Annotated in this window: 22 protein-coding genes; 18 read left to right on the forward strand and 4 right to left on the reverse strand. The window is 69.4% G+C overall.

The genetic code is table 11. From position 1 onward, the window contains the following. The first annotated feature begins 11 nt into the window (after positions 1-11). The 4 genes from AB0F44_RS03780 to AB0F44_RS03795 all read left to right on the forward strand — a co-directional run bounded on the left by AB0F44_RS03780 (position 12) and on the right by AB0F44_RS03795 (position 3324). Positions 12-1067, forward strand: a complete 1056-nt coding sequence (locus AB0F44_RS03780) for a Glu/Leu/Phe/Val dehydrogenase dimerization domain-containing protein (RefSeq protein ID WP_357352813.1) — start codon at positions 12-14, stop codon at positions 1065-1067. After that, positions 1064-1504, forward strand: a complete 441-nt coding sequence (locus AB0F44_RS03785; RefSeq protein WP_357352815.1) for a DUF2000 domain-containing protein — start codon at positions 1064-1066, stop codon at positions 1502-1504. Before AB0F44_RS03780 ends, AB0F44_RS03785 begins: the two co-directional genes overlap by 4 nt. A 180-nt stretch (positions 1505-1684) precedes the next feature. After that, positions 1685-2269, forward strand: coding sequence for a QsdR family transcriptional regulator (locus AB0F44_RS03790; RefSeq protein ID WP_357352817.1), 585 nt, complete (start codon positions 1685-1687; stop codon positions 2267-2269). A gap of 8 nt (positions 2270-2277) precedes the next feature. Next, the gene (locus AB0F44_RS03795) at positions 2278-3324 is read left to right on the forward strand and encodes a hypothetical protein (RefSeq protein ID WP_357352819.1); all 1047 of its coding nucleotides are present in this window, start codon (positions 2278-2280) and stop codon (positions 3322-3324) included. A gap of 34 nt (positions 3325-3358) precedes the next feature. Here AB0F44_RS03795 and mftR read toward each other — a convergent pair whose 3' ends face one another. Further along, on the reverse strand, positions 3359-3970 hold the full coding sequence (mftR, locus tag AB0F44_RS03800; protein ID WP_357352821.1) for a mycofactocin system transcriptional regulator: 612 nt from the start codon (positions 3968-3970) through the stop codon (positions 3359-3361). 130 nt (positions 3971-4100) lie between these two features. Here mftR and mftA point away from each other — a divergent pair, with 130 nt between their 5' ends. The 9 genes from mftA (at position 4101) to AB0F44_RS03845 (ending at position 14600) form a co-directional block, all read left to right on the forward strand. Further along, positions 4101-4199, forward strand: a complete 99-nt coding sequence (gene mftA, locus AB0F44_RS03805; protein ID WP_179658722.1) for a mycofactocin precursor MftA — start codon at positions 4101-4103, stop codon at positions 4197-4199. Then, positions 4199-4468: a mycofactocin biosynthesis chaperone MftB gene (mftB, locus tag AB0F44_RS03810; protein WP_357352824.1), complete on the forward strand. Its 270-nt coding sequence runs from the start codon at positions 4199-4201 to the stop codon at positions 4466-4468. The genes mftA and mftB overlap by 1 nt, the downstream gene beginning before the upstream one ends. A gap of 10 nt (positions 4469-4478) precedes the next feature. Beyond that, the gene (gene mftC / locus AB0F44_RS03815; RefSeq protein WP_357352826.1) at positions 4479-5702 is read left to right on the forward strand and encodes a mycofactocin radical SAM maturase; all 1224 of its coding nucleotides are present in this window, start codon (positions 4479-4481) and stop codon (positions 5700-5702) included. 27 nt (positions 5703-5729) lie between these two features. Continuing rightward, positions 5730-6968 carry a pre-mycofactocin synthase MftD gene (gene mftD / locus AB0F44_RS03820; protein WP_357352828.1) on the forward strand — a complete coding sequence of 413 codons (1239 nt, stop codon included), beginning with the start codon at positions 5730-5732 and terminating at the stop codon, positions 6966-6968. After that, the gene (gene mftE / locus AB0F44_RS03825; protein ID WP_357352830.1) at positions 6965-7636 is read left to right on the forward strand and encodes a mycofactocin biosynthesis peptidyl-dipeptidase MftE; all 672 of its coding nucleotides are present in this window, start codon (positions 6965-6967) and stop codon (positions 7634-7636) included. The genes mftD and mftE overlap by 4 nt, the downstream gene beginning before the upstream one ends. Further along, positions 7633-8424 (forward strand): mycofactocin-coupled SDR family oxidoreductase, encoded by a 792-nt coding sequence (locus tag AB0F44_RS03830; protein WP_357352832.1) that lies wholly within the window; start codon positions 7633-7635, stop codon positions 8422-8424. The genes mftE and AB0F44_RS03830 overlap by 4 nt, the downstream gene beginning before the upstream one ends. Then, a complete protein-coding gene (gene mftF / locus AB0F44_RS03835) occupies positions 8421-9830 on the forward strand; it encodes a mycofactocin biosynthesis glycosyltransferase MftF (RefSeq protein WP_357352834.1) in 1410 nt (469 codons plus the stop codon). The genes AB0F44_RS03830 and mftF overlap by 4 nt, the downstream gene beginning before the upstream one ends. Positions 9831-9985: 155 nt before the next feature. Then, complete coding sequence (locus AB0F44_RS03840; RefSeq protein WP_357352836.1) at positions 9986-11110, forward strand: sugar phosphate isomerase/epimerase family protein; 1125 nt, start codon at positions 9986-9988, stop codon at positions 11108-11110. Positions 11111-11231: 121 nt separating this feature from the next. Further along, a complete protein-coding gene (locus AB0F44_RS03845; protein ID WP_357352838.1) occupies positions 11232-14600 on the forward strand; it encodes a PQQ-dependent sugar dehydrogenase in 3369 nt (1122 codons plus the stop codon). Positions 14601-14657: 57 nt separating this feature from the next. Here AB0F44_RS03845 and AB0F44_RS03850 read toward each other — a convergent pair whose 3' ends face one another. From AB0F44_RS03850 to AB0F44_RS03860, 3 genes are read right to left on the reverse strand one after another with little or no spacing between them, the layout of a single operon-like run. After that, complete coding sequence (locus AB0F44_RS03850; RefSeq protein ID WP_357352840.1) at positions 14658-15518, reverse strand: alpha/beta hydrolase; 861 nt, start codon at positions 15516-15518, stop codon at positions 14658-14660. Further along, entirely contained in the window at positions 15515-16507 is a 993-nt protein-coding gene (locus tag AB0F44_RS03855) for an NADP-dependent oxidoreductase (protein ID WP_357352842.1), read from the reverse strand. The genes AB0F44_RS03850 and AB0F44_RS03855 overlap by 4 nt, the downstream gene beginning before the upstream one ends. Next, positions 16504-17118 (reverse strand): TetR/AcrR family transcriptional regulator, encoded by a 615-nt coding sequence (locus AB0F44_RS03860; protein WP_357352844.1) that lies wholly within the window; start codon positions 17116-17118, stop codon positions 16504-16506. The genes AB0F44_RS03855 and AB0F44_RS03860 overlap by 4 nt, the downstream gene beginning before the upstream one ends. An 89-nt stretch (positions 17119-17207) precedes the next feature. Between AB0F44_RS03860 and AB0F44_RS03865 the strand changes: the two genes are divergently transcribed. From AB0F44_RS03865 to AB0F44_RS03885, 5 genes are all read left to right on the forward strand, one after another. Further along, entirely contained in the window at positions 17208-18455 is a 1248-nt protein-coding gene (locus tag AB0F44_RS03865) for an NADH:flavin oxidoreductase/NADH oxidase family protein (protein ID WP_357352846.1), read from the forward strand. After that, on the forward strand, positions 18452-19345 hold the full coding sequence (locus tag AB0F44_RS03870) for an SDR family NAD(P)-dependent oxidoreductase (protein ID WP_357352848.1): 894 nt from the start codon (positions 18452-18454) through the stop codon (positions 19343-19345). Before AB0F44_RS03865 ends, AB0F44_RS03870 begins: the two co-directional genes overlap by 4 nt. After that, the gene (locus AB0F44_RS03875) at positions 19342-20196 is read left to right on the forward strand and encodes an alpha/beta hydrolase (protein WP_357352849.1); all 855 of its coding nucleotides are present in this window, start codon (positions 19342-19344) and stop codon (positions 20194-20196) included. Before AB0F44_RS03870 ends, AB0F44_RS03875 begins: the two co-directional genes overlap by 4 nt. A gap of 10 nt (positions 20197-20206) precedes the next feature. Further along, positions 20207-20950 carry a hypothetical protein gene (locus tag AB0F44_RS03880; protein WP_357352851.1) on the forward strand — a complete coding sequence of 248 codons (744 nt, stop codon included), beginning with the start codon at positions 20207-20209 and terminating at the stop codon, positions 20948-20950. Positions 20951-21084: 134 nt separating this feature from the next. Next, positions 21085-21900, forward strand: a complete 816-nt coding sequence (locus AB0F44_RS03885) for an oxidoreductase (protein WP_357352853.1) — start codon at positions 21085-21087, stop codon at positions 21898-21900. Positions 21901-21903: the final 3 nt, after the last annotated feature.

Below are 21903 nucleotides of genomic sequence, written 5' to 3' on the forward strand. Positions count from 1 at the left end.
GACTTCTATCTATGAGCCGATCAGACCTTCAATCCACCCGTTTCGATCATGAAGTGCTGCGCGTCGAGCGCGGTCCTCGTTCTGATGTCGCCATCGCCGTTGCCGTTCATTCAACGCAGGCGGGCCCTGCGATCGGCGGATGCCGGATCAAGTCCTACCCCGACTGGCGCGACGGGATCACCGACGCGACGCGCTTGGCTGCTGCGATGACCGAGAAGTGCTTGCTGGCGGGGCTCCCGCACGGTGGTGGGAAGGCCGTCGTGATGGATCCAGGGAATCTCCACGACGCTGATGTACGTCACCTGGTCCTGGAGGACCTCGCCGACGTCATCACCGGACTCGGCGGGACCTACATCACCGGTCCAGACATCGGCTCGACCCCAGAGGACATGGACGCCATCCACCAGCTGACTGGCGGCCTCTCCTTCTGCCGCCCCGAGGCCAGCGGAGGCAGCGGCAACTCGAGCAACGCGACGGCGCAGGGAGTGATCGCGGCCCTGGTCGCCGGCGCGGAGCACGTCTTCTCGACGAGCTCACTGTCAGGGCTTCGGGTCGGGATCATCGGCTATGGCAGCGTCGGCAGTCTGGTCGCCGAGTCGCTGGCGTCACGTGGATGCACGGTGACGGTGGCTGAGGCGAATCAGCGGCGGCGCGACGATGTCGAAGCCGCCGGCCTGGCCTGGGCACGGGGCGACCTTCTCGACGAGGACCTCGACATCCTCGTGCCGGCCGCGGTCGGTGGCTTGCTGTCTCCAGAGAGCGCTCGCGCATGTCGATCTCGGCTGGTCGTCGGTCCGGCCAACAACCAGCTCACAGACGAAGGTGTCGCCTCGATCTTGCATGAGAACGGCACCACCTGGGTGCCTGATGTCGTCGCGAGTGCGGGCGGCATCATTCACGCGGTCTGCCGGGAGGAGATGGGCCTGGACGAGCAGGAGACGGCCAGTCGCGTCGCCGCGATCGGCGCCACCACGGCGGAGATCCTTGCAGAGTCACGCGACGTGGCGATCACCCCGCAGGCTACCGCCCGCAACATCGCCGCGCGTCGGCTGAAGGAGATGGCATGAGCAGCCCTGCTGCCCCGCCTGCCCAACGCGTCGTACTCGTGGTCCGTGAGGACCTGCCGGTGGGGCAGGCCGTCAATGCGGGCACCGTGCTAGGGGCGAGCGTCGGTTCTCTGCTCGAACTCCCCTTGGGGGCGGGTGGCGCCGATGCTTCCGGAACCAGCTATGGCGGCATCGTCACCACGCCAGTACCGGTGCTGGCGGCCGGCGAGAAGGAACTCACGCGGCTGTTCCGTGCGGCGAACATCGACGAACGCCTGGTGGCGCTGTCGCTCACCGAGACCGCCCGTCGCGCCCGCACCTATGAGGTGTACCTGGCGAGTCTGGCCGATACGGACGAAGCCGATCTCGACATCGCGGCACTCATCGTCGCGGGGCCGCGAAACCGCGTCACGCGGGCGACGAAGCATCTACCTCTTTTCGGAGCCGACTCTGCTTGACGACTGACGTGGACATGCAACATTCTCCAGATCATTGCATTTCTGCATTGAATCTGGATATGTTGCAGATCCACCCTCTGAAAGGAGCCCGCGATGTCGGCGCCGGGCGAACGTCCTCGCACAACGAGGTTGTCGCGGAGCCTGCATGGCCCCAAGGCGGCAGACCGGACCGGGCCGCTGATGGCGTTCGACATCTCCAGGAAGGCATTCATTGCCGGAGAGCGCGTGGACATGCAGGGGTTGGCCTCGACGCTCGGAGTGGACCGGGCCACGCTCTTTCGCTGGGTCGGGAACCGTGACCAGCTGTTGGGAGAGGTGATCTGGTCGGTCGCAGAGCCGACGCTGCGCCGAGCGTTCGACGCTGCCGAAGGAGAGGGAGCCGAGAGGGTTTCCGATGCCATCGCGGGGTTCGTCGTGGCGGTCACCGAGGCAGAGTTCTTCGGTGTCTACCTCAGACGCGAGCGCGAACGCGCCCTGCGACTCCTGACCACGCAGGCGAGCAGCTTCCAGCACAGGCTGATCGGTGCCTTCGAGGAGCTCCTGGTCAAGGAGAACGTGGCTTCGGGGGCAACTGGCCTATTACCCGTGCGCGACCTCGCCTACGTGATCGCGCGTATCTGCGAGTCGTTCATCTACTCCGACCAGATCACTGGCGAACCCCCGAATCCCGACAAGGCGGCGCTGGCCATCGCGGCCCTTCTGGGCGTCGTTCACGAAAGGCATTCCAGCGCGGACCACGACACCAACGGAGAGGTCGGATCATGAGGTCGAACATGCGTCAGGCACGGGTCAAGGCAGCCATGACGGCCGTCGTCACGATGGCAATGCTGTCGCTCGGCGTCGGCCCTGCCGGAGCCGATCCCACGGTTTCCGTCGGTGCTGATGCCGAGGGCTACGCTCCCGTCGACCGCCCGGGCCCAGCCCTCGAGGTGCCCGCCGCGAAGCTCGCCGCCAGCGTCGAATGCACTGCCAACGCCACCCGTGCGACCAGGGAGGTGGCCCTGTTCGTGCCCGGAACCACATTGACTCCGGACGAGTTCGCTTGGAACTGGTTCAATGCACTGGATGACCTCGGGTTCCCGTACTGTGCCGTCACCCTGCCCGGCAACGCCATGACCGACGCCCAAGTTTCGGCCGAGTACGTCGTCTACGCGATCCGTCACGTGAACAGGATCAGCGGCCGCAAGGTGGACATCCTCGGACACAGTCAAGGCGGCACTGAGCCTCGCTTCGCGTTGCGCTTCTGGCCAGACCTACGGCAGATGGTCGACGAGTACATCGCCTTCGGCGCGACCAACCATGGGAGCCCGCTGATCCACGCCCTGTGTCCACCGGCTCTGGGCTGTGCCCCCTCCTTGCATCAGCAACTTCCCGACTCGGAATACATCAAGGCGATGAACTCGGGCCAAGAGACCTTCCCCGGCATCTCCTACACCAACATCTACACCCGCACGGACGAGTTCGTGCAGCCGAACCTGGACGACACCGGCACCTCCAGCCTCCACGGCGGCGGAGGGCGGATCACCAACGTCGCGATCCAGGACGTCTGCCCGGCAGACCTTGCGAGCGAGCACATCGCCATCGCGACCTACGACCCGGTGGGCTATGCGTTGGCCCTTGACGCGCTCACACATGACGGGCCGGCGGATCCAGCTCGGATCGCCCCCTCGACGTGCCGCAGGACGTTCATGGCGGGGGTCGATCCGGTCACCTTCGCCACGGACCTGGCCGCTCTGGACGCGACGATCGCCCGGGAGCTCGCGCTCCACCCCAGGGTGCAACGCGAGCCGGCCCCGAAGCCGTACGTCTTCGCGGACTAGGTCGAAGAGGGCTTGATGCTGCGCTGTGCCGACGTCACGTCGTGACGTAGGCCCGCAGATGGGCCATCGTCGCGTCGAGCAGGTCGGGGAGCGAGGCGTCCTCGTCGGCGAGCCATGCCTGGTAGGAGGTCAGGGCGAGGGCGAGGGAGACCTGGCCGATGGTCTGGGGGAGGAGGTCGTCGGGGCGCCCATCGGTGCGCTCGGCGACGTACTCGGCGATGACCTCGCGCCAACTGGCGTAGCGGAGCACCGAGTGGGCCTGTAGCGCCGGGGTGGTCAAGATCAGGCGCATCCGGTCGCGGTGGCTGGGGCTGGCGTCGGTGGGGAAGTCGTTGAAGGCGAGTACGCCGCGGTGGATCGCCTCGTGCAGCGGGAGGTCGGCGGGCATGGCGTGCAGGATCTCGCGGAAGCCGTCGAGGGTGCGGTCGAACTGACCCCAGGGGATGTCGTTCTTGGAGGGGTAGTAGCGGGTAATCGTGCGCCTGCCGACCCCGATCGCCTCGCCGATGTCGTCGAGGGTGGTGGCCTCGAAGCCCCTGGACACGAAGAGCCGGAAGGCGGCCTGCTCGATCTCCGCGTGCGTGGTCGCGGCGGGGCGTCCGCGGAGCGAGCTGCGCCGCGTCGCGGGAGCGGGGCTGGTCGGCATTCGTCGGAATCTATCAGCCGCCTCAGGCGCGCCGACGGCAAAAGAGTTCCAGGTTCGAGACAACCTCTATCTTTTTGACCTTGAGTGTCATTAATGTGTTGTGCGTCACCCGAGATGAAGGAGAGCTGTCATGAACCCTGAAGAGAACACCCAGGTCGTGGACGAGGCCCTGACCGAGGAGTCGCTGATCGAGGAGGTCTCGATCGACGGCATGTGCGGCGTCTACTGATGCTCGTCACGCTGGAGAGCGCGTGGGCGCTGTCGCCGTCGGTCGAGCTGCGGCCCGAACCCTTCGGGGCGCTGGCCTACCACTTCGGGAACCGGAAGCTGACCTTCCTCAAGCGTCCCGAGCTGGTGGCGGTCGTACGTGCCCTGGGGTCGCACCCGGACGTGCGCGGTGCGCTCGTGGCATCGGGGGTGCCGGAGGGCCAGCACGCTGCGTACGTCGCTGCGCTCTCCGGCCTGGCCCGGACCGACATGATCCGTCCCGTGACGTGAGGAGCCTGTGATGAAGCTGGTGGAGCACTTCGAGCTCGGCCTGGATGCGCCGATCTGCCTGACCTGGGAGCTGACGTATGCGTGCAATCTGGAGTGCGCGCACTGCCTGTCGAGCAGCGGCCGGCGCGACCCGCGTGAGCTGACTACCGAGCAGTGCGAGTCGGTGATCGACGAGCTGCAGCGGATGCAGGTCTTCTACGTGAACATCGGCGGTGGCGAGCCGACCGTACGTCCCGACTTCTGGCACCTGGTCGAGTACGCCGTCGCCCACGATGTCGGGGTGAAGTTCTCGACCAACGGCGTTCGGCTCACGCCGGAGCGGGCGCGGTGGCTGGCCGCGAGCGACTACGTGGATGTCCAGATCTCGCTCGACGGGGCAACGGCCGAGGTCAACGACCGGGTGCGGGGGACGGGGTCCTACGACACTGCGATCACCGCGCTGCGCAACCTGCACGAGGCGGGGTTCCGCGACGCCAAGCTCAGCGTGGTCTGCACCCGGGAGAACATCGGGCAGCTCGACGAGTTCAAGGCGATCGCCGACCGGTTCGGGGCGACGCTGCGGCTGACCCGGCTGCGTCCTTCGGGCCGCGGCGCCGATGTGTGGGACGAGCTCCACCCGCTGCCTGAGCAGCAGCGGGAGCTCTATGAGTGGCTTGTCGCCAACGGCGAGGACGTGTTGACCGGCGACTCGTTCTTCCATCTGGCCGCCTTCGGGCCCGAGGACGGCAGCGGTGCGTTGCCGGGGCTCAACCTGTGCGGCGCCGGCCGGGTGGTGTGCCTGATCGACCCTGTCGGGGATGTCTACGCCTGTCCGTTCGCGATCCACGACCAGTTCCTGGCCGGCAACCTGCTCACCGACGGCGGCTTCGACAAGGTGTGGAAGACCTCGGCGCTCTTCCAGGAGCTGCGTGAGCCGCAGACCGGTGGGGCCTGCTCGGGCTGCGCCCACTACGACTCCTGCCGCGGCGGCTGCATGGCTGCGAAGTTCTTCACCGGCCTGCCGCTGGATGGGCCGGACCCGGAGTGCGTCCAGGGGTACGGCGAGACTGCGCTGGCCGGTGCCCGGACCATTCCCGCGGTCGGTCAGGACCACTCCCGCAGCACCCCGAGCCGCAACGCGCCGGTGCTGCTGACGCTCTCCCGACGGCGTCCGAACTCGGATCTGGCCCCACCCGTGAGCCCGCCGGTGAGTGCGTGCGCCGAGTCGCCGCTGGCCGGCTTCGCACGCAACTGACCTTTGAGAACAGAAGCGAGAAGAGACATGGCCTGGAAGAACCCCTGGAAGCAGAACCCGTGGTTCGAGTCCGTCGCGGTGGCGCAGGAGCGTGCCCGCAAGCGGCTGCCGAAGCCCGTGTACGCAGCTCTGCTGGCCGGTTCGGAGCGCGGCCAGACGATCGCGGACAACCAGCAGGCGTTCGCCGATCTCGGGCTGGCGCCGCATGTGGCCGGCCACCATGACAAGCGCGAGCTGGCGACCTCGGTGCTGGGCCAGGAGATCGGGTTCCCGGTGATCATCTCGCCCACCGGCGTACAGGCAGTCCATCCCGACGGTGAGGTCGCGGTCGCGCGGGCGGTGGCGGCCCGGGGCACGGTGATGGGGCTGTCCAACTTCGCCTCGAAGTCGGTCGAGGAGGTCGTGGCGGCCAACGCGGCGACGTTCTTCCAGATGTACTGGACCGGCGACCGCGACGTGATGATCCGCCGGATGCGCCGGGCCCACGCGGCCGGGGCGAAGGCGCTGATCGCCACCCTCGACTGGTCCTTCTCCATGGGCCGTGACTGGGGCAGCCCCGAGATCCCCGAGAAGGTCGACCTCTCCGCGATGCTCAGGTTCGCGCCCCAGGTGATGAGCCGGGGGAGATGGCTGGCGGCGTACGCCCGCAGCGGCGGCATTCCCGACCTGACCGCCCCCAACCTGGCACCGATCGCCGACGACGGCAGCCTGGGGGAGCCGCCCACGTTCTTCGGTGCCTACTACGAGTGGATGACCACGCCGCCGCCGTCGTGGGACGACGTCGCCTGGATGGTGAGCACCTGGAAGGAGCTGAGCGGAGGCAAGCCGTTCATGCTCAAGGGCGTGTGCCGGGTCGACGACGCGCTGCGCTCGGTCGACGCGGGTGTGGACGCGATCTCGGTCTCCAACCACGGCGGCAACAACCTCGACGGCACCCCGGCCACCATTCGGGTACTGCCCCCGATCGCCACCGCGGTGGGCGACCAGATCGAGGTGCTCCTCGACGGCGGCGTACGCCGCGGCTCCGACGTCGCCAAGGCGCTCGCCCTGGGTGCACGTGCGGTGATGGTCGGGCGCGCCTACCTGTGGGGCCTGGGTGCCAACGGTCAGGCCGGCGTCGAGAACGTCCTCGACATCCTCCGCAACGGCCTCGACTCCGCGGTCCTCGGCATGGGCAAGGCCTCCATCCACGACCTCACCCCGGAGGACCTGGTGATCCCCGACGGCTTCGAGCTCGCCCTGGGCCGCCCACTGGACCGGCCGTGAGCCTGGTCGACCGTCCCTGGCCGGAGATCGTGCCGGGCGGCGCGGTCCTGGTGCCGGTGGGGTCCACCGAGCAGCACGGCCCACATCTGCCCCTCGACGTCGACACGGTGATCGCGACCGCGGTGGCCGACGAGCTCGCCCCGCTCATCGGCGCGTCCGCCGCCCCGGCGGTGCCGATCGGTGCCAGCGGGGAACACCAGTCGTTTCCCGGGACCATCTCGATCGGGACCGCGGTGCTGACCTCGGTCCTCGTCGAGCTCGGCCGCTCGCTGACCACCTGGGCCTCCCGGGTCGTCCTGGTCAACGGTCACGGCGGCAACCTGGACGCGGTCACGGCCGCCGTCACCGTCCTTCGCGCCGAGGGGAGGGAGGTCTCCTGGGTGCCCTGCCAGGTCCCGGACGCGGATCCGCACGCCGGCCACACCGAGACCTCGCTCATGCTGCACCTGGCCCCCGAACGGGTACGTCTGCGGCAGGCCGTCCCCGGCAACACCCGCCCGATCGCCGAGCTGCTGCCGGCGATGCGGGCAGGCGGCGTCGAAGCGGTCTCAGCCAACGGCATTCTCGGCGACCCGACCGGAGCGAGCGCCGAGCACGGCAAGCGCATCCTCGAGGCGATGGTCGTCGGTGCCTATGACCGTCTCCGGATGGGAGCGGCGGCACGATGAGTGTCGAGGCGGGACGGGTGGCGCTGGTGACCGGCGCCGCGCGCGGGATCGGCGCGGCGACCGTGCGCGGTCTGGTGGCCGAGGGCGTACGCGTCGTCGCGCTCGACTGGTGCGCGGGCGAGGACTCTCCGGCCGGCTATCCCCAGGCCACGAAGGCCGACCTGGACACCCTGGTCGCCTCGCTGCCGACCGGCTGGGTCGAACCGGTCGTCGGTGACGTACGGGACCCAGCGGCGCTGACCGCCGCGGTCGATGCCGCGCAACAGAGGTGGGGTCGGCTCGACATCGCCGTCGCAGGTGCGGCGGTGATCGCCGGCGGACGCCCGCTGTGGGAAGACACCTCGCTCGCCCTGCAGTGGCAGATCGACGTCGCCGGGGTCTGGAACACCGCGGCGGCCGCCGTCCCGGCGATGCTCGCCGGGCCCGATCCCAGCGGCTGCCGGTTCGTCGCGCTCGCCTCCGCCGCGGGCTCGCGCGGGCTGTTCCACCTCGCCGCCTACAACGCCGCGAAGCATGCCGTGGTCGGTCTGGTGCGAGGCCTGGCCGCCGACCTGGCCGGCACGGGCGTGACCGCCTGCGCCGTCTCACCGGGCTCCACCGACACCGCGATGCTCGCCGCGACCGCGGACCTCTACGGGGTCGGCCCGGACGACCTCGCCGCACACCAGCTCCTGCGCCGCCCGCTCACGCCCGACGAGGTCGCCGCCACCGTCGTACACGCCTGCTCGCCTGCCGGGGCGGTGCTCAACGGCTCGGTCGTCGCCGCTGACGGAGGCTTCAGCGGATGACACAACGGATGACGCTGCCGCATGGGTTCACGGTGCGGGTGCGCGATGACGTACGTCTCCTGCCGACGGCGGACGGTGGGTTGTCGCTGGTAGGAGGCTCCCCGTTGCGGTCCATGCGCTTGGCGTCCGCGGCTGCCGACCGGGTGGCCGGCAGGCAGGTGCAGGTCCACGATGCCACCTCCGAACTCGTCGCTCGCCACCTGCTCGACGGCAACCTCGCCGATCCCGCGGGCCTGGCGCCCGTCGACCCGGCCGAGCTCACGGTCATCGTCCCGGCCCACGACCGGCCCGAGCTCCTCGACCGCTCTCTGGCCGCGCTGAGCGGGCTCGGCGTCATCGTCGTCGATGACGCCTCCCGCGACCCGGACGCCGTCGCGGAGGTCGTACGTCGCCACGGCACCACCCTCCTCGCGCTGACCGACAACCTGGGACCCGCCGGCGCCCGCAACGCCGGACTCGCCCAGGTCGACACGACCTACGTCGCCTTCGTCGACTCCGACGTCACCGCCGCCCCGGACATGCTCGCGCAGCTGGCCGGTCATCTCGCGGACCCTCGGGTCGCGCTGGTGGGGCCGCTGGTGCGAGGGCACAGCGACAAGGCTCGGCCGGCGTGGTTCGAACGCCACGACATGGCCGCCTCCTCGCTCTCCCTGGGCACCAGAGCCTGCTCGGTGCGCCCCGGCGCGGCCGTCGGCTGGCTCCCGTCGGCCTGCCTGGTCGCCCGCACCTCGACCCTGCGAGAGGTCGGTGGGTTCGCCGGCGACCTGCGCGTGGGCGAGGACGTCGACCTGGTCTGGCGCCTGGTCGAGGCCGGGCACGGGGTCCGCTACGCGCCGGATCTCGAGGCTCTGCACGAGGTCCGCGGCACCGTACGCGGCTGGCTCGGCCGCAAGCTCGTCTACGGCACCGGGGGTGCCGAGCTCGGGCGCCGCCACGGGGACGCGATCGCCCCGGCCGTACTCTCCCCGGCCATGGCCGCCGCCGGAGCCGCGATCCTCGCCGGCCGCTGGTGGTCGGCGCCCGCGGCGCTCGCCTCGCTGGTCTGGGGCAGCCGCGTCGTCTCGGATGCCCTTCCCGACGTACCCGGCCGCCGTGGCCTCGCCTCCCGCCTCGCCGTGAGAGGACTCGGCTGGTCGCTGCGCCAGGAGTCAGCGCTCCTGCTGCGTCACTGGTGGCCGCTCACGCTGGTCGCCTGTCTGTTCAGTCGCACCGCACGCCGGATGGTGCTCGTCGCGCTCGTCGTCGACACCGCCGTCGCCTTCCATGAGACCGACGTCCGGCCCACGACCCTCCTAGGTCGCCGCCTCGATGACCTCGCCTACGGCGCCGGACTCTGGCTCGGCGCCGCGAGATCGCGGTCCGTGCAGTGCCTCGCCCCGCGCCTCGTGCGCCGGGCATCCCGATAGACCCTAAGGGACTTTCGAAAGAAACTTGCATACTTTCGCATGGTGAATTTGGACTATTGACTGGTGCTTGGCTGAAACCGTAAGTTGACGATCGCACAACGTGACGCAGGTCACAGTTGCGGCTCACTTGGCTTCACCCTCCCGAAGGAGCACTGATGCGCAACCGTCCCACCCCTGCCGCGAACCACGAGGTTCCGGCTATCGCACGCAAGCTCGGGCTCAACCGTCGGCAGCTGCTGGCGGCCACGACAGGCATGGCCGCGGCGGGAATCGCCCTCGGCGGTGTCCCTCTCGCTGGATCCGCAGCAGCCGACGCGCTGCTGATCCCGCGGCCGCGGCGCGGCATCATCCTCTACACGGTGCGCGACGCGATCAGCCGCGACCCGGCCACCAGCCCGTACGCCTCGGGGTTCAAGGCGGTCTTCGAGGAGCTGTCGAAGATCGGCTACCGGCAGATCGAGTTCGCAGGCTACAACCAGAACGCCAACGCTCCCGGCGGCAACGTCAACAACATCGATGGCGCACACCAGTTGCGGATGTGGCTCGATGACAACGGCCTCGAGGCCGAGGGGAACCACGGGTCGGTCCCTTCCACGATCACCGATGCGTCGCTGGCCTCGTTCGACGCGGCGTGCGAGATCGCGAACATCTTGGGGATGAGGCACATCGGGACCGGAAGCGATCCCACCGGGTCGGCCTACCTGGCCGACTGGCAGGCCGCAGCCGATCGCTGGAACATCCTCGGCGAGCGAGCAGCCGGACACGGGCTCAAGCTCTACACGCACAACCACGACATCGCGTACAGCTTCCTCTTGGACAGCGGACCCACCGACGCGCTGGGCCGCCCGACCCGGTCGTCCGGGGTGCGCCGGCTGGAGTGGTTCTTGGCGAACACGGACCCCGGCTACGTCTCGCTGGAGATGGACATCTACTGGGCGCACGTCGCCCAGTACAAGCACCACACCTACACCGCTGCCGACGGCAGTCTCGTCGAGGACCGCTTCGACCCGCTCGAGGTCGTCAAGTCCGCGCCGATGCGCTTCCCGCTGTTCCACGCCAAGGACGGCAAGAAGGACGAGACGCAGGCCAACGGCTATGTGATGGCGCCGTTCGGGGAGGGCGACATCGACTACCAGGCCTTCTTCGGCGACATGCCGGCGCGCGGCTACCACAACCCGATGTGGGAGCAGGACACCGCGCCCGGCGGTGCGATGAACCCAGGCCAGTCCCTGGCCTTCGCCAAGCTGAGCTACCAGAACATGGACGAGCTCCGCGGCTGACCGGCCGCCACCTCTCCCTTCGCGAACAGCCGGAGCGCGCCCTCACCGGGTCGCGCTCCGGCCACCGGCGTGCTCGCACGCCGTTCCGGCTTCGCCCGCCCTCGCTCTCCAAGGAACCGTCATGCCCATACCCAGCTCAGCCGGTGGGGTACCCCGCCGTCGTGCCCGGCGATCACTCCTCGCGGTGACCTCCGGGCTCGCGCTCGCTCTCGCCTCCGGGGTCGCACTCGCGACGCCCGCTGCCGCCCACGACGGCGTCGACCACGGCACCGAGCCCGGGGCCGGTCTCGCCCTGGACTGGTCCAACTACGAGAAGGTCACTCTCACCAAGGACACCGGTGAGCCGATCGACATGGCCGTCCTGCCGGACCGGCGCGTGCTCACCACCGCGCGCAACGGCGACATCCGGCTCGTCGACCCCGACGCCGGTACGACCCGCGTGGTCAACACGATCGCGACGTACAACAACTCTGAGGACGGCCTGCAGACGGTCACCCTCGCGCCCGACTTCGAGGAGTCGGGCTGGGTCTACCTCTACTACGCGCCGCGCACCATGACCGGCCCGTACCCGACGACCACTCCGTCCGGCTCGGCACCGAACACGCTGCCCGCCGGTCAGACCGAGGCCTACTGGGACCAGTGGAAGGGCTACAACCAGCTCACCCGCGTGAAGTGGGACGAGGCCGCCGACAAGCTGGACCTTGCGACCGAGCAGGTGATCCTCAAGGTCGAGGTGCAGCGCGGTCAGTGCTGCCACGTCGCCGGCGACGTCGACTTCGACGACCAGGGCAACCTCTACCTGGCCACGGGTGACAACACCCCGGCAGGTACGCCGGGCGCGAACGGGTTCGCGCCCAACAACGACGCCCCAGGGTTCAACCCCGGCTTCGACTCCCGCCGCGGCGCGGGCAACACGAACGACCTGCGCGGCAAGATCCTGCGGGTCGCGGTCCAGGAGGACGGCTCCTACACCATCCCCGAGGGCAACCTCTTCGCCCCCGGCACGGAGAAGACGAGACCGGAGATCTTCGCGATGGGTCTGCGCAACCCGTTCCGGATCGATGTCGACGCCGCCACGGGCTCGGTGAGCTGGGGCGACTACGGCCCGGACGCCGGGGCGCCGAACCCGGAGCGTGGCCCGATGGGGTACGTCGAGTGGGAGACGACCGCGATCGACGAGCCGATCAACGGCGGCTGGCCCTACTGCACCGGCGACCACTTCAACTACAACGAGTGGGACTTCGAGACGGCGACGCCGGGGGAGTTCTTCGACTGCGCCGCTGGTGCGGAGAACAACTCGCGATGGAACACGGGACTCTCGACGGTCCCGCCGGCCACGGCTGCGACCCTCTACTACGGCGACAACAACACCCACCAGCCGTGGCCGGAGCTGACCGACTTCGGTCCGGCGGGCGGCCAGGGACCCATGGGCGGTCCGGTGTACCACTACGACGCGGAGAACCCCTCGCCGACGAAGTTCCCCGAGTACTGGGACGGCAAGGCGTTCTTCGCCGAGTTCTCCCAGGACTACCTGGCGGCGTTCACCGTCGACTGGCCCAGTGGCCCGGTCTCGCACATCGAGCAGTTCCTGCCCAACACCGATCTCGAGACGAACCGGCAGCCGATCACCGACAGCCCGATCGACATCGAGTTCGGGCCGGACGGATCGCTGTACGTCCTCGACTACGGTGATGGCTTCTTCCGCGCCAACCCGGACGCCGGGCTCTATCGGATCGACTACAGCGTCGGCAACAAGGCACCGCGAGCCGACATCGTCGCCGACCCCATCTCCAGCAGCTCGGCACCGCTGACCGTCGACTTCGACGGCTCGGGCTCGGTCGACCCTGAAGGCGGCGCGCTCACCTACGAGTGGGACCTGGACGGCAACGGCACCTTCGACGCCACCGGGGCGACCACGACGCACACGTACGCCGAGCTCGGCCGCTACACCGCCCGGCTCCGGGTCACCGACGCCGAGGGGCGTCGCGGCATCACCTCGACCTCGATCAGCGTGGGCAACGTAGCGCCGACGATCGAGGTGGCCACGCCGGCCGAGGGAGGCTTCTTCGACTGGGGTCAGGCGGTGCCGTTCGATGTGAAGACCGACGATGCCGAGGACGGCAACGCGACGGTGTGCTCACGGGTGACCTGGACGTTCGGCCTCGGCCACGACGTCCACGCCCACCCGCTCAGCCAGGGGACCGGGTGCCGATTCGCGATCCCGACGCCCGCCGACGCCACCGAGCACGGCGAGACGGAGAACATCTACGGAGTCGTCGTCATCGGCTACACCGACAACGGCGCCAACGGTGTCCCGGCGGCCCGGTCCGAGGTGTCGATGATCCTCAACCCGAAGTCGCAGGAGGCCGAGTGGGCCGACGCCTCCGAGGGCGTCGCCATCGCTCCGGACGACACTGCCAGCGGCCTGCGGAAGGTCACCTCGCTCGATGCGGGCGACTGGCTCTCCTGGAAGCCCGTCAACCTCGCCGGCATCACCTCGGCCAAGCTGCGCGCCAGCGGCACCGGCACCGTGGAGCTGCGATGGGGGTCGGCCAATGCGACGCCATTCGCCTCCTTCGACGTCGCCGGCGAGGACTGGTCCGAGACGACGTCTGACCTGACCGGAGCGCCGTCGGGCAGCGGCGAGCTGTTCGTGACCTCCACTGGCGGCGTCACCTTGGATCGGATCAGGTTCGTCGGCGACGGCTTCGCCGACGTCACGGCTCCCACGGTCTCCGCGACGCTCAACCCGGCGCAGCCGACCGGGCAGAACGGCTGGTGGACGGGGAACGTGTCGGTGGCGGTCGCCGCGACCGACAACGGCACCGTCGCCTCACGGCAGCGCTCGACCAACGGTGGCCAGACCTGGGAGAACGCGAACAACCCGCTCACTGTGTCCGCGGAGGGCGTCACGACCGTGCACTACCGCGCGACCGACAACGGCGGCAACGTCTCCGAGGTAGGACAGGTCGTAGTGCGGATCGACAAGACCGCTCCGCAGGTCGCGGTCGACGGTGTCACCGACGGCGCCACGGTCGGCAACTCCGGGAATGCGTCATGGTCGGCCACCGACGCCACCTCCGGTGTCGGGTCCGTGACCGCGACCCTGGACGGTGCCGCAGTCACAGGCGACGTACTTGCCCTGTGGCGACTCTCGCTCGGGTCACACACCCTCGCGATCACCGCGACCGACAAGGCGGGACACGCGACGACGAGAACGGTGACGTTCACGACCACCACCTCGTTGGCCGAGCTCACCGCCCTGACCGAGCGGCTCGCCCGCTCCGGTGAGATCACGCCCGCGGGGGAGAGCGTCCTCGAGAAGCGGCTCAGGCAGGCGGCCAAGCATGTCGACGCCGGGCGCCTCGCCTCCGCGCGGTCGCAGCTGGGGGAGTACGCCGACCTGGCGGCCAGCTCGCTCAACGTCGCCGATGCCGAAGCTCGTGCCGCCCTGCAGCGGGACGCCAGGGCGGTGATCAGCCAACTCTGAGGTGACTCATCCGTGCGGGTCCAAGGGCATGCCCTTGGACCCGCACCGGCGTGTAGGTCAGTCGGTGAGGAAGTCGGCGGCGACCGGGGCGAACTTCTCGTAGAACTGGAAGATCCCGCCGTGACCGGAGTTGGGGTAGATGATCAGCTGGCTGCCCTTGATGCGGCGATGGAGGTCTTCGGAGAGAGCCGTGGGCACCATCCGGTCGTGGTCGCCGTTGGCGATCAGCGTCGGCATGGTGAGCGCCGAGAGATCTGACGGGGCGGAGCGACCGTACTTCTGGATCGCCTTCAGCTGGGTGCGCAACGCCTTGATGGTGGCCGGCCGGTCGCGGTCGATGGTGCGTTCCTGGAGCCGCTTGACGAACGCCTTCGCGGCCGATTTTCCGGTGGCGTCGCGGTTGAAGAAGAGGAACTCCTTGGGGTCCGACCTGGTCAGCGTCGCCCGGAGGATGTCCCGGTAGGTGACTCCGGCGACCTTCTCGATGTCCTTGCCGCCCCGGGGCCCGGTCCCGGTCAGCACGAGCCTTCGGACCAGGCCGGGGTGCTCGAGGATCAGGTCCTGGGCGATCATGCCGCCCATCGAGAAGGAGAAGATGTCGATCTCCTCGAAGCCGAGCGCCGCGATGAACTCGTAGGCGTGATCGGCGGCTTCCTCGATGGTGTCGGGCACCTCTCCGGTCGAGGCGCCGACGCCGCGCTGGTCGAAGGTGATGACGTGTCGCTTCTCGGCGATGGGGTCGACGATGCGGGGGTCCCAGTTGTCCAGGGTCGCCGCGAGATGGACGAAGAAGATGACGGGTACGCCGCCCTTCGGGCCGAGCTCGCGGTAGGCGTACGTCACGTCGCCGACGGTGACGGAGCGGGTCGGGGCCTGCTCGTAGGAGGTGATGACGGGCTCGTTGCCGGGGATGCTCATCGGGTCACCACGATCTTGCCGTTGGCCTTGCCCTGCTCGACGTACGCCATCGCTTCGATCGTGTCGGCGAAGGGAAAGGTGCGGTCGAGGACCGGCCGGAGGATGCCGTCGTCGTAGAGCGCGGCGAGGGTCGTGAGCTGGGTGCCGTTCGCCTCCATGAAGAGGAACGAGTAGCGCACGCCGAGCTTCTTGGCGCGGGACCGGATCTTGCGGCTCAACAGGGCCATGACGGGCTTGAGGAGCGGCTTGGCCAGCTGGTCCGCCATGTGCGGGTCGGGTGGACCGACCACGCTGATCGCCAGACCGCCCGGCTTCAGGACGGTCAGCGACTTCTCGAGGCTGGCGGTCCCGAGGGAGTCGAGCACGACGTCGTAGCCGGACAGGACCTCGGCGAAGTCGGTGCTGGTGTAGTCGATGACCTCGTCGGCACCGAGCGCCCGGACCCTTTCGACGTCTCGGGTGTGGGCGGTGGTCGCGACGTAGGCACCGAGGTGCTTGGCGACCTGAATGACGGTGGAGCCGAGGCCACCGCCTCCGGCGTGGACCAGGACCTTCTGGCCGGGCTTGACGCTGGCCAGGCCGACCAGGGCCTGCCATGCGGCGAGGGCGACCAGGGGTACTGCCGCGGCCTCCTCGAACGACAAGGACCTCGGCTTGAGGGAGATGTCGTCGGCGTCGATGGCGATCTGCTCGGCGAAGGTGCCGATGCGCAGGTCGCGCGGCCGGGCGTAGATCTCGTCGCCGACCTTGAAGTCACGGACCTCCGGCCCGACCTCGGTGATCACGCCGGAGACGTCGTGGCCGAGGGTGAAGGGCGGCTTGTAGTTCAGCAGCTGCTTGAACTCCCCGTTGCGGACCATCTTGTCGAGCGGGTTGATGCTCGCGGCGCGGACGTCGACCAGGACGTCGCGAGGCCCTACCGTCGGCGCCGGGACAACGGCCGCCTCGAGCCCGTCCGGGCCGTAGTGGGTAACGACGAAGGCCTTCATGGTGACTCCTGGGTGGGTGTTCCCGCGGGGCCCGGACGGGCTCCCGCGATGGTCATGGCTTGGGTGTAGGCCGCGGCGAGGATGCGGTCGGAGAGCTCGGCGTCGGTGACGGCGCGAGCCAGCTGCAGGGACCCGACCAGGAGCGTGAAGATGCCGATCGAACGCTCGTCGGTCTGCTGGGCGTCACCCTCGTCGAGGTGGCGTGAGATCGCCTCGATCATCGAGCGGGCGCCGTCGGTGTAGGCGTCTCGGGTCGTCGCGTCGCAGCGACCGATCTCGTCCAGGAGGGCTGCCGACGGACAGCCTTCGGCGGGATCGTCGCGGTGCTCGGCGGAGAGGTACTCGCGGAGGAAGGCCTCGACGGATGCGAGGCCTGCGGGCAGCGCGTCGACGACGGCGACCTGGTCCGCGAGCTGCTGGGTCACGACCGAGGCGACCAGGTCCTCCTTCGATGCGAAGTGACCGTAGAACGCTCCGTTGGTCAGTCCGGCGTCGGCGACCAGCGTCGCGATGCCCGAGCCGTCGATGCCGTCGCTCTTCAACCGGCGGCCGGCGGTCTCGATCATCCGGCGCCGCGTCGCTTCCTTGTGCTCCGGGCTGTATCTCGCCATGAGGTGAATCTCCTTCCAGGGGTTGTCAATACCTTAGCATTATGACCATACTATTACGAACGTACTGCAATCCACGAACTGGAGCATCCATGGCCTCGCTTGCTGATCCGCTCGACCTTCCGTCCGGCGTACGCCTGCCCAATCGCATCGCCAAGGCGGCGCTGAGCGAGGCTCTGGGCGATGCGGACAACTCGCCCGACGAGCGCATCGTCACGCTCTACCGCCGCTGGGCGCAGGGCGGCTACGGCCTGCTGATCACCGGCAACGTCATGGTCGACCGCCGGCACCTGGGGGAGCCGGGCAACATCGTGATCGAGGACGACCGTGCCCTCCCGCAGCTGACCGCGTGGACCAAGGCGGCGCACGACGGCGGCGCCGCGATCTTCGCCCAGCTCAACCATCCGGGCCGGCAGTCCAATCTGATGGATATCGGCCACCAGCCGGTCGCGCCGAGTCCGGTGCCGCTCGCGCTTCCCGGTGCGACCGTTCCGCGCGAGCTCACCGGTGCGGAGATCGAGGAGATCATCGAGCGCTTCGCTGTCGCGGCGAAGGTCTGTGAGGAGGCCGGCTTCGACGGCGTACAGCTCCACGCGGCGCACGGCTACCTCGCCACCCAGTTCCTCTCCCCGCTGACCAACCTGCGCGAGGACGAATGGGGCGGCGACGCCGAGCGGCGCATGCGCTTCCTGATCGAGGTCGTACGCCGCGTACGCGGCCGGGTGGGTCCCGGGTTCGCGGTGTCGGTCAAGCTCAACTCCGCCGACTTCCAGCGTGGCGGGTTCACCGAGGAGGACTCGCGCGCCGTCGTGGAGGCCCTCGCAGTGGAGGACGTGGATCTGATCGAGGTCAGCGGCGGCAACTACGAGTCACCGGCCATGTCTGGCACGGCCGCCTCCTCGACCCGGGCGCGTGAGGCCTACTTCCTCGACTACGCCCGGTCCGTCCGCAAGGCGGCCGGAGACGTGCCGCTGGCGGTGACCGGCGGTTTCCGTTCGCGCTCCGGCATGCAGGACGCGCTAACCGCCGGGGACTGCGACCTCGTCGGCATCGGCCGCCCGACGGTGACGACCACCGACTCCGCCGATGCGATCCTCCGGGGGCATGCAGCGGAGCTGAGCACCCACGAGATCGAGGCCGGCATGCGTGGCCTGCTCGGCCGGTTCGCGGATCTGAAGACTCTCGACGGAGTCCTCAACCTCGCCTGGAACACCGACCAGATGCACCGGCTGGCCCGCGGGCAGGAGCCGGATCTCGACCGTGGTGTGCTGCGCACCGCGGTGGCCATGGTGCGCCGCAACGGCCGGGTGTCGTTCGCGCCGCGCCGGGGCCTGAAATGAGCCGCCTCGCGTACGACCTCGCCGGCAAGGTCGTCCTGGTCACCGGTGGCAACGGCGGGATCGGGGCCGCCACGGTCGGCACCCTGCTCGACCGGGGAGCCCGCGTGGCGGTCGCCGACATCGACCCGACGACGCCCGAGCGGGCCGGCGGGCTGCATGCGTCCGACTCCTTCGGCTGCGTGGCCGACGTCCGCGACCCCGCCTCGCTCGAGGCTGCGGTCACCCAGACCGTCGACCGGTACGGCCGGCTCGACGTCGTGATTGCCAACGCCGGTCTGCTGGCCAAGGCGGCCACACTGCGCAACACGCCCACAGCGGACATCGAGGCCACCCTCGCGGTCAACGTGACCGGTGTCGCGAACACGGTCTCGGCCGCGCTACCCCAGGTGATCGCACAGCGGGGCCAGATCGTCCTGATCAGCTCCGTGTTCGCCTTCCTCAACGGCATGGGCACGATTCCGTACGCCATGAGCAAGGCAGCCGTCGAGCAGCTCGGGCGCGGACTCCGCGTCGAGCTCGCCGACCACGGTGTCTCGGTCCTCACGGCCTACTTCTCGCTCGTCCAGACCGACATGATCGCCCGTGGCGTCGACGAGGACCCGGTCGTCATGGAGCTGCTCGGCGCGCTGCCCAAGGCGATGCTGAAGCGGATCACCCCGGCGCAGGCCGCGGCCGGCATCGCCGAAGGGCTCGAGGCGCGCGCAGCCCGCGTCATCCTGCCGAACCTGTGGCGTCCGGTCTCCTCCTGGCGCGGCTTCCTGGGCCCCGTGCTCGACTCCCGCTTCGCCCGCGACCGCCGCATCCTCGATGTCCTCGCCCGTCTCGACGCCCGTCTTTCCACGCCTCCCGCCGCCGTCCCGGCGGCACTCTCACAAAGGAACAAGTCATGACCACCACCTGGAAGACCACCCCGAACAAGACGATCGACGTCGGCGGCACCTCGTTCGCCTATCGCGAGCTCGGCAGGCCCGGCGGCGTACCGGTGGTGTTCCTGCATCACTTCACCGCCGTCCTCGACGACTGGGACCCGCGCGTCCTCGACGGGGTCGCCGCGCAGCACCACGTGGTCGCCTTCGACAACCGCGGCGTCGGTGCGACCGGCGGCAGGGTGCCGAACGACATCGAGGAGATGGGTGCCGACGCCATCGCCTTCATCCGTGCGCTCGGCCACGAGGAGGTCGACCTGATCGGCTTCTCGCTCGGCGGCGCCGTCGCCCAGATGGTCGCCCTCCAGGCCCCCGATCTCGTACGCCGCATGGTGGTCGCCGGCAGCGGCCCGCGCGGTGGCGGCGGCATCTGGAAGATGCCGTTCATCGTCGGTGGTGCCTACACCAAGGCGTTCCTGGCCCGGAAGGACCCGCGCCACTTCCTGTTCTTCCAGCGCACCCCGGAGGGCAAGAAGGCGGCCAACGCCTACTTCGAGCGGCTCGCGGAGCGTACGGCCGGTCGGGACAAGCCGATCTCCGCGCAGGCGGGCCTCGCTCAGCTGCGCGCGATCACCAGCGCGGGGATGCATCCCGCCGACGACCTGGAGCAGATCAAGATCCCGGTCTTCGTTGCCAACGGTGACAAGGACCTGATGGTCGCCAGCGAGCACTCCAAGGACATGGCGGCCAGGCTGCCCGACTCCCGCCTGCGGATCTACCCGGCCTCCGGCCACGGCGGTGTGTTCCAGTACCACCACGAGTTCGTCCCCGAGGTCCTGGACTTCCTCGGCTCGAAGACCGAGTCCGCGGCCTGAGCGGGCAGTGATGAGCCGGCCGGACTTCCTGACCGTCGATGCCTTCCTGCGGCCGCCCGGCGGGCGGATCAGATGGCGGCGCGACCTCAGGCGCACGATCGACACCGGCATCGACGGCCTGCGTGGGGTCACGGTGAACTACGCCAACAACGGCACCCACTCCCTCGCGCCGAATCTCCTGCCGGGCGGCTGTGCGCTCGTCGCCGCGTGGGAGTCGGCGGAGGCGGCCGAGGCCGCCTTCGCCGGTCCGCTGCGCCGAGCCATCGACGGGCCCGGACGGTTCAGCCTCGACAGCGAGATCGTGCGGGTGAGGATCGACTCCGAGTCCGAGCGCGACCACTGGCACGGCTGGAAGCCCAGCGCCGAAGGGGCGGAGCCGCTCGCGGACGGCGAGCCCATGGTCGCGGTCGTCCACGGCATCCTCCGGCATGGCCGGCTCGTCGAGTTCATGCGCAACAACCTGCACGCGGCGAGCCGCGCCGCCCACCACCCCGGGCACCGCGGCAGCATCGACATCTCGGCGCAGCTGCCGTACGAGCACACCTCGATCAGCCTCTGGAAGACCTACGCCCTGGCCCGGGACTTCGCCTACAAGAAGGGCGGCCATGCCAGCGCCATGAGCCATGCGCTGAAGCAGAAGACCCATCGCGTCGGCGTTTTCCTGCAGGCCCGGCCACTGGCCTGCACCGGGACGCTGGGCATCGACCAGCCGCCCTACCCGCAGCTGCCCGAGGCGCGGCGCGCGGGCAGCTAGTCGCTGGGCTCGCCGCGGGTGTCGCGGCCTCGGCCATGCGCCTTTGCCGGATGGGCCCTGGCCGTTTGGGAATACGATCATCATCCCATGTGCTATTGTCGTATGAACGTACTCCTAAACGTCAGGAACTCATGATGACAACGACTCCGCAGATCGCCCTCGTGACGGGCGCCTCCTCAGGCATCGGCAAGGCCACCGCGATCGCCCTGGTCGCGGCGGGCTTCCAGGTGATCGGCACCAGCCGCAACACCGCGCGACTCACCGCGCCCACGGGGGTGACGTACCTCGACCTCGACGTGACCAGCGATGACTCGGTCGCCTCGGCGGTCGAGCAGGTCATCGACCGGTTCGGGCGTATCGACGTCCTCGTCAACAACGCCGGCGTCGGGTCGACCGGGGCGGGCGAGGAGTTCTCGATCCGCCAGACGCAGGACATCTTCGACATCAACGTCTACGGCGTCATGCGGATGACCAAGGCGGTCCTTCCGCACATGCGCGCTCAGCGCAGCGGGCGCGTCATCAACGTCTCCTCCCTCAGCGGATTCGTCCCCAGCCCGTTCATGACCGTCTACGTGGCGACCAAGCACGCGGTCGAGGGCTACTCCCAGTCGCTGGACCACGAGGTGCGCGAGTACGGCGTCCGGGTCCTGCTCGTCGAGCCCGGCCCGATCAACACCCCGTTCGCCGGCCACAGCGTCGAGGCCGACACCCCCATGCCGCTCTACGCGGCCGGACGGCGCAACTACGACGAGCTGATCACGAAGAACCTCAGCAACGGCGACGACCCCGCGGTCGTCGCCAAGGTGATCGTCGGGGCAGCCACCGACCGCAACCCGAAGCTGCGACGTACGGCCGGCTCGACCGCCCGGACCATCAACGCGGTGCATCGCATCGCTCCGGCGCGCAGCTTCGACCGCGTCATCCGCAAGTTCAACCGGATGCCGAGCTGAGAC

This window comes from Nocardioides sp. NPDC023903 (assembly GCF_040639295.1).
Taxonomy (GTDB): domain Bacteria; phylum Actinomycetota; class Actinomycetes; order Propionibacteriales; family Nocardioidaceae; genus Nocardioides.

Coding starts and splice junctions, on each gene's coding strand:
- AB0F44_RS03855 (WP_357352842.1), bottom strand. CDS start 16,507: ATGAAGGCCTTCGTCGTTACCCACTACGGCCCGGACGGGCTCGAGGCG.
- mftD (WP_357352828.1), top strand. CDS start 5,730: ATGGCCTGGAAGAACCCCTGGAAGCAGAACCCGTGGTTCGAGTCCGTC.
- mftA (WP_179658722.1), top strand. CDS start 4,101: ATGAACCCTGAAGAGAACACCCAGGTCGTGGACGAGGCCCTGACCGAG.
- AB0F44_RS03840 (WP_357352836.1), top strand. CDS start 9,986: ATGCGCAACCGTCCCACCCCTGCCGCGAACCACGAGGTTCCGGCTATC.
- mftF (WP_357352834.1), top strand. CDS start 8,421: ATGACACAACGGATGACGCTGCCGCATGGGTTCACGGTGCGGGTGCGC.
- AB0F44_RS03785 (WP_357352815.1), top strand. CDS start 1,064: ATGAGCAGCCCTGCTGCCCCGCCTGCCCAACGCGTCGTACTCGTGGTC.
- mftC (WP_357352826.1), top strand. CDS start 4,479: ATGAAGCTGGTGGAGCACTTCGAGCTCGGCCTGGATGCGCCGATCTGC.
- mftB (WP_357352824.1), top strand. CDS start 4,199: ATGCTCGTCACGCTGGAGAGCGCGTGGGCGCTGTCGCCGTCGGTCGAG.
- AB0F44_RS03795 (WP_357352819.1), top strand. CDS start 2,278: ATGCGTCAGGCACGGGTCAAGGCAGCCATGACGGCCGTCGTCACGATG.
- AB0F44_RS03870 (WP_357352848.1), top strand. CDS start 18,452: ATGAGCCGCCTCGCGTACGACCTCGCCGGCAAGGTCGTCCTGGTCACC.
- AB0F44_RS03865 (WP_357352846.1), top strand. CDS start 17,208: ATGGCCTCGCTTGCTGATCCGCTCGACCTTCCGTCCGGCGTACGCCTG.
- AB0F44_RS03845 (WP_357352838.1), top strand. CDS start 11,232: ATGCCCATACCCAGCTCAGCCGGTGGGGTACCCCGCCGTCGTGCCCGG.
- AB0F44_RS03790 (WP_357352817.1), top strand. CDS start 1,685: ATGGCGTTCGACATCTCCAGGAAGGCATTCATTGCCGGAGAGCGCGTG.
- AB0F44_RS03860 (WP_357352844.1), bottom strand. CDS start 17,118: ATGGCGAGATACAGCCCGGAGCACAAGGAAGCGACGCGGCGCCGGATG.
- AB0F44_RS03880 (WP_357352851.1), top strand. CDS start 20,207: ATGAGCCGGCCGGACTTCCTGACCGTCGATGCCTTCCTGCGGCCGCCC.
- AB0F44_RS03780 (WP_357352813.1), top strand. CDS start 12: ATGAGCCGATCAGACCTTCAATCCACCCGTTTCGATCATGAAGTGCTG.
- mftR (WP_357352821.1), bottom strand. CDS start 3,970: ATGCCGACCAGCCCCGCTCCCGCGACGCGGCGCAGCTCGCTCCGCGGA.
- AB0F44_RS03875 (WP_357352849.1), top strand. CDS start 19,342: ATGACCACCACCTGGAAGACCACCCCGAACAAGACGATCGACGTCGGC.
- AB0F44_RS03830 (WP_357352832.1), top strand. CDS start 7,633: ATGAGTGTCGAGGCGGGACGGGTGGCGCTGGTGACCGGCGCCGCGCGC.
- AB0F44_RS03885 (WP_357352853.1), top strand. CDS start 21,085: ATGACAACGACTCCGCAGATCGCCCTCGTGACGGGCGCCTCCTCAGGC.
- AB0F44_RS03850 (WP_357352840.1), bottom strand. CDS start 15,518: ATGAGCATCCCCGGCAACGAGCCCGTCATCACCTCCTACGAGCAGGCC.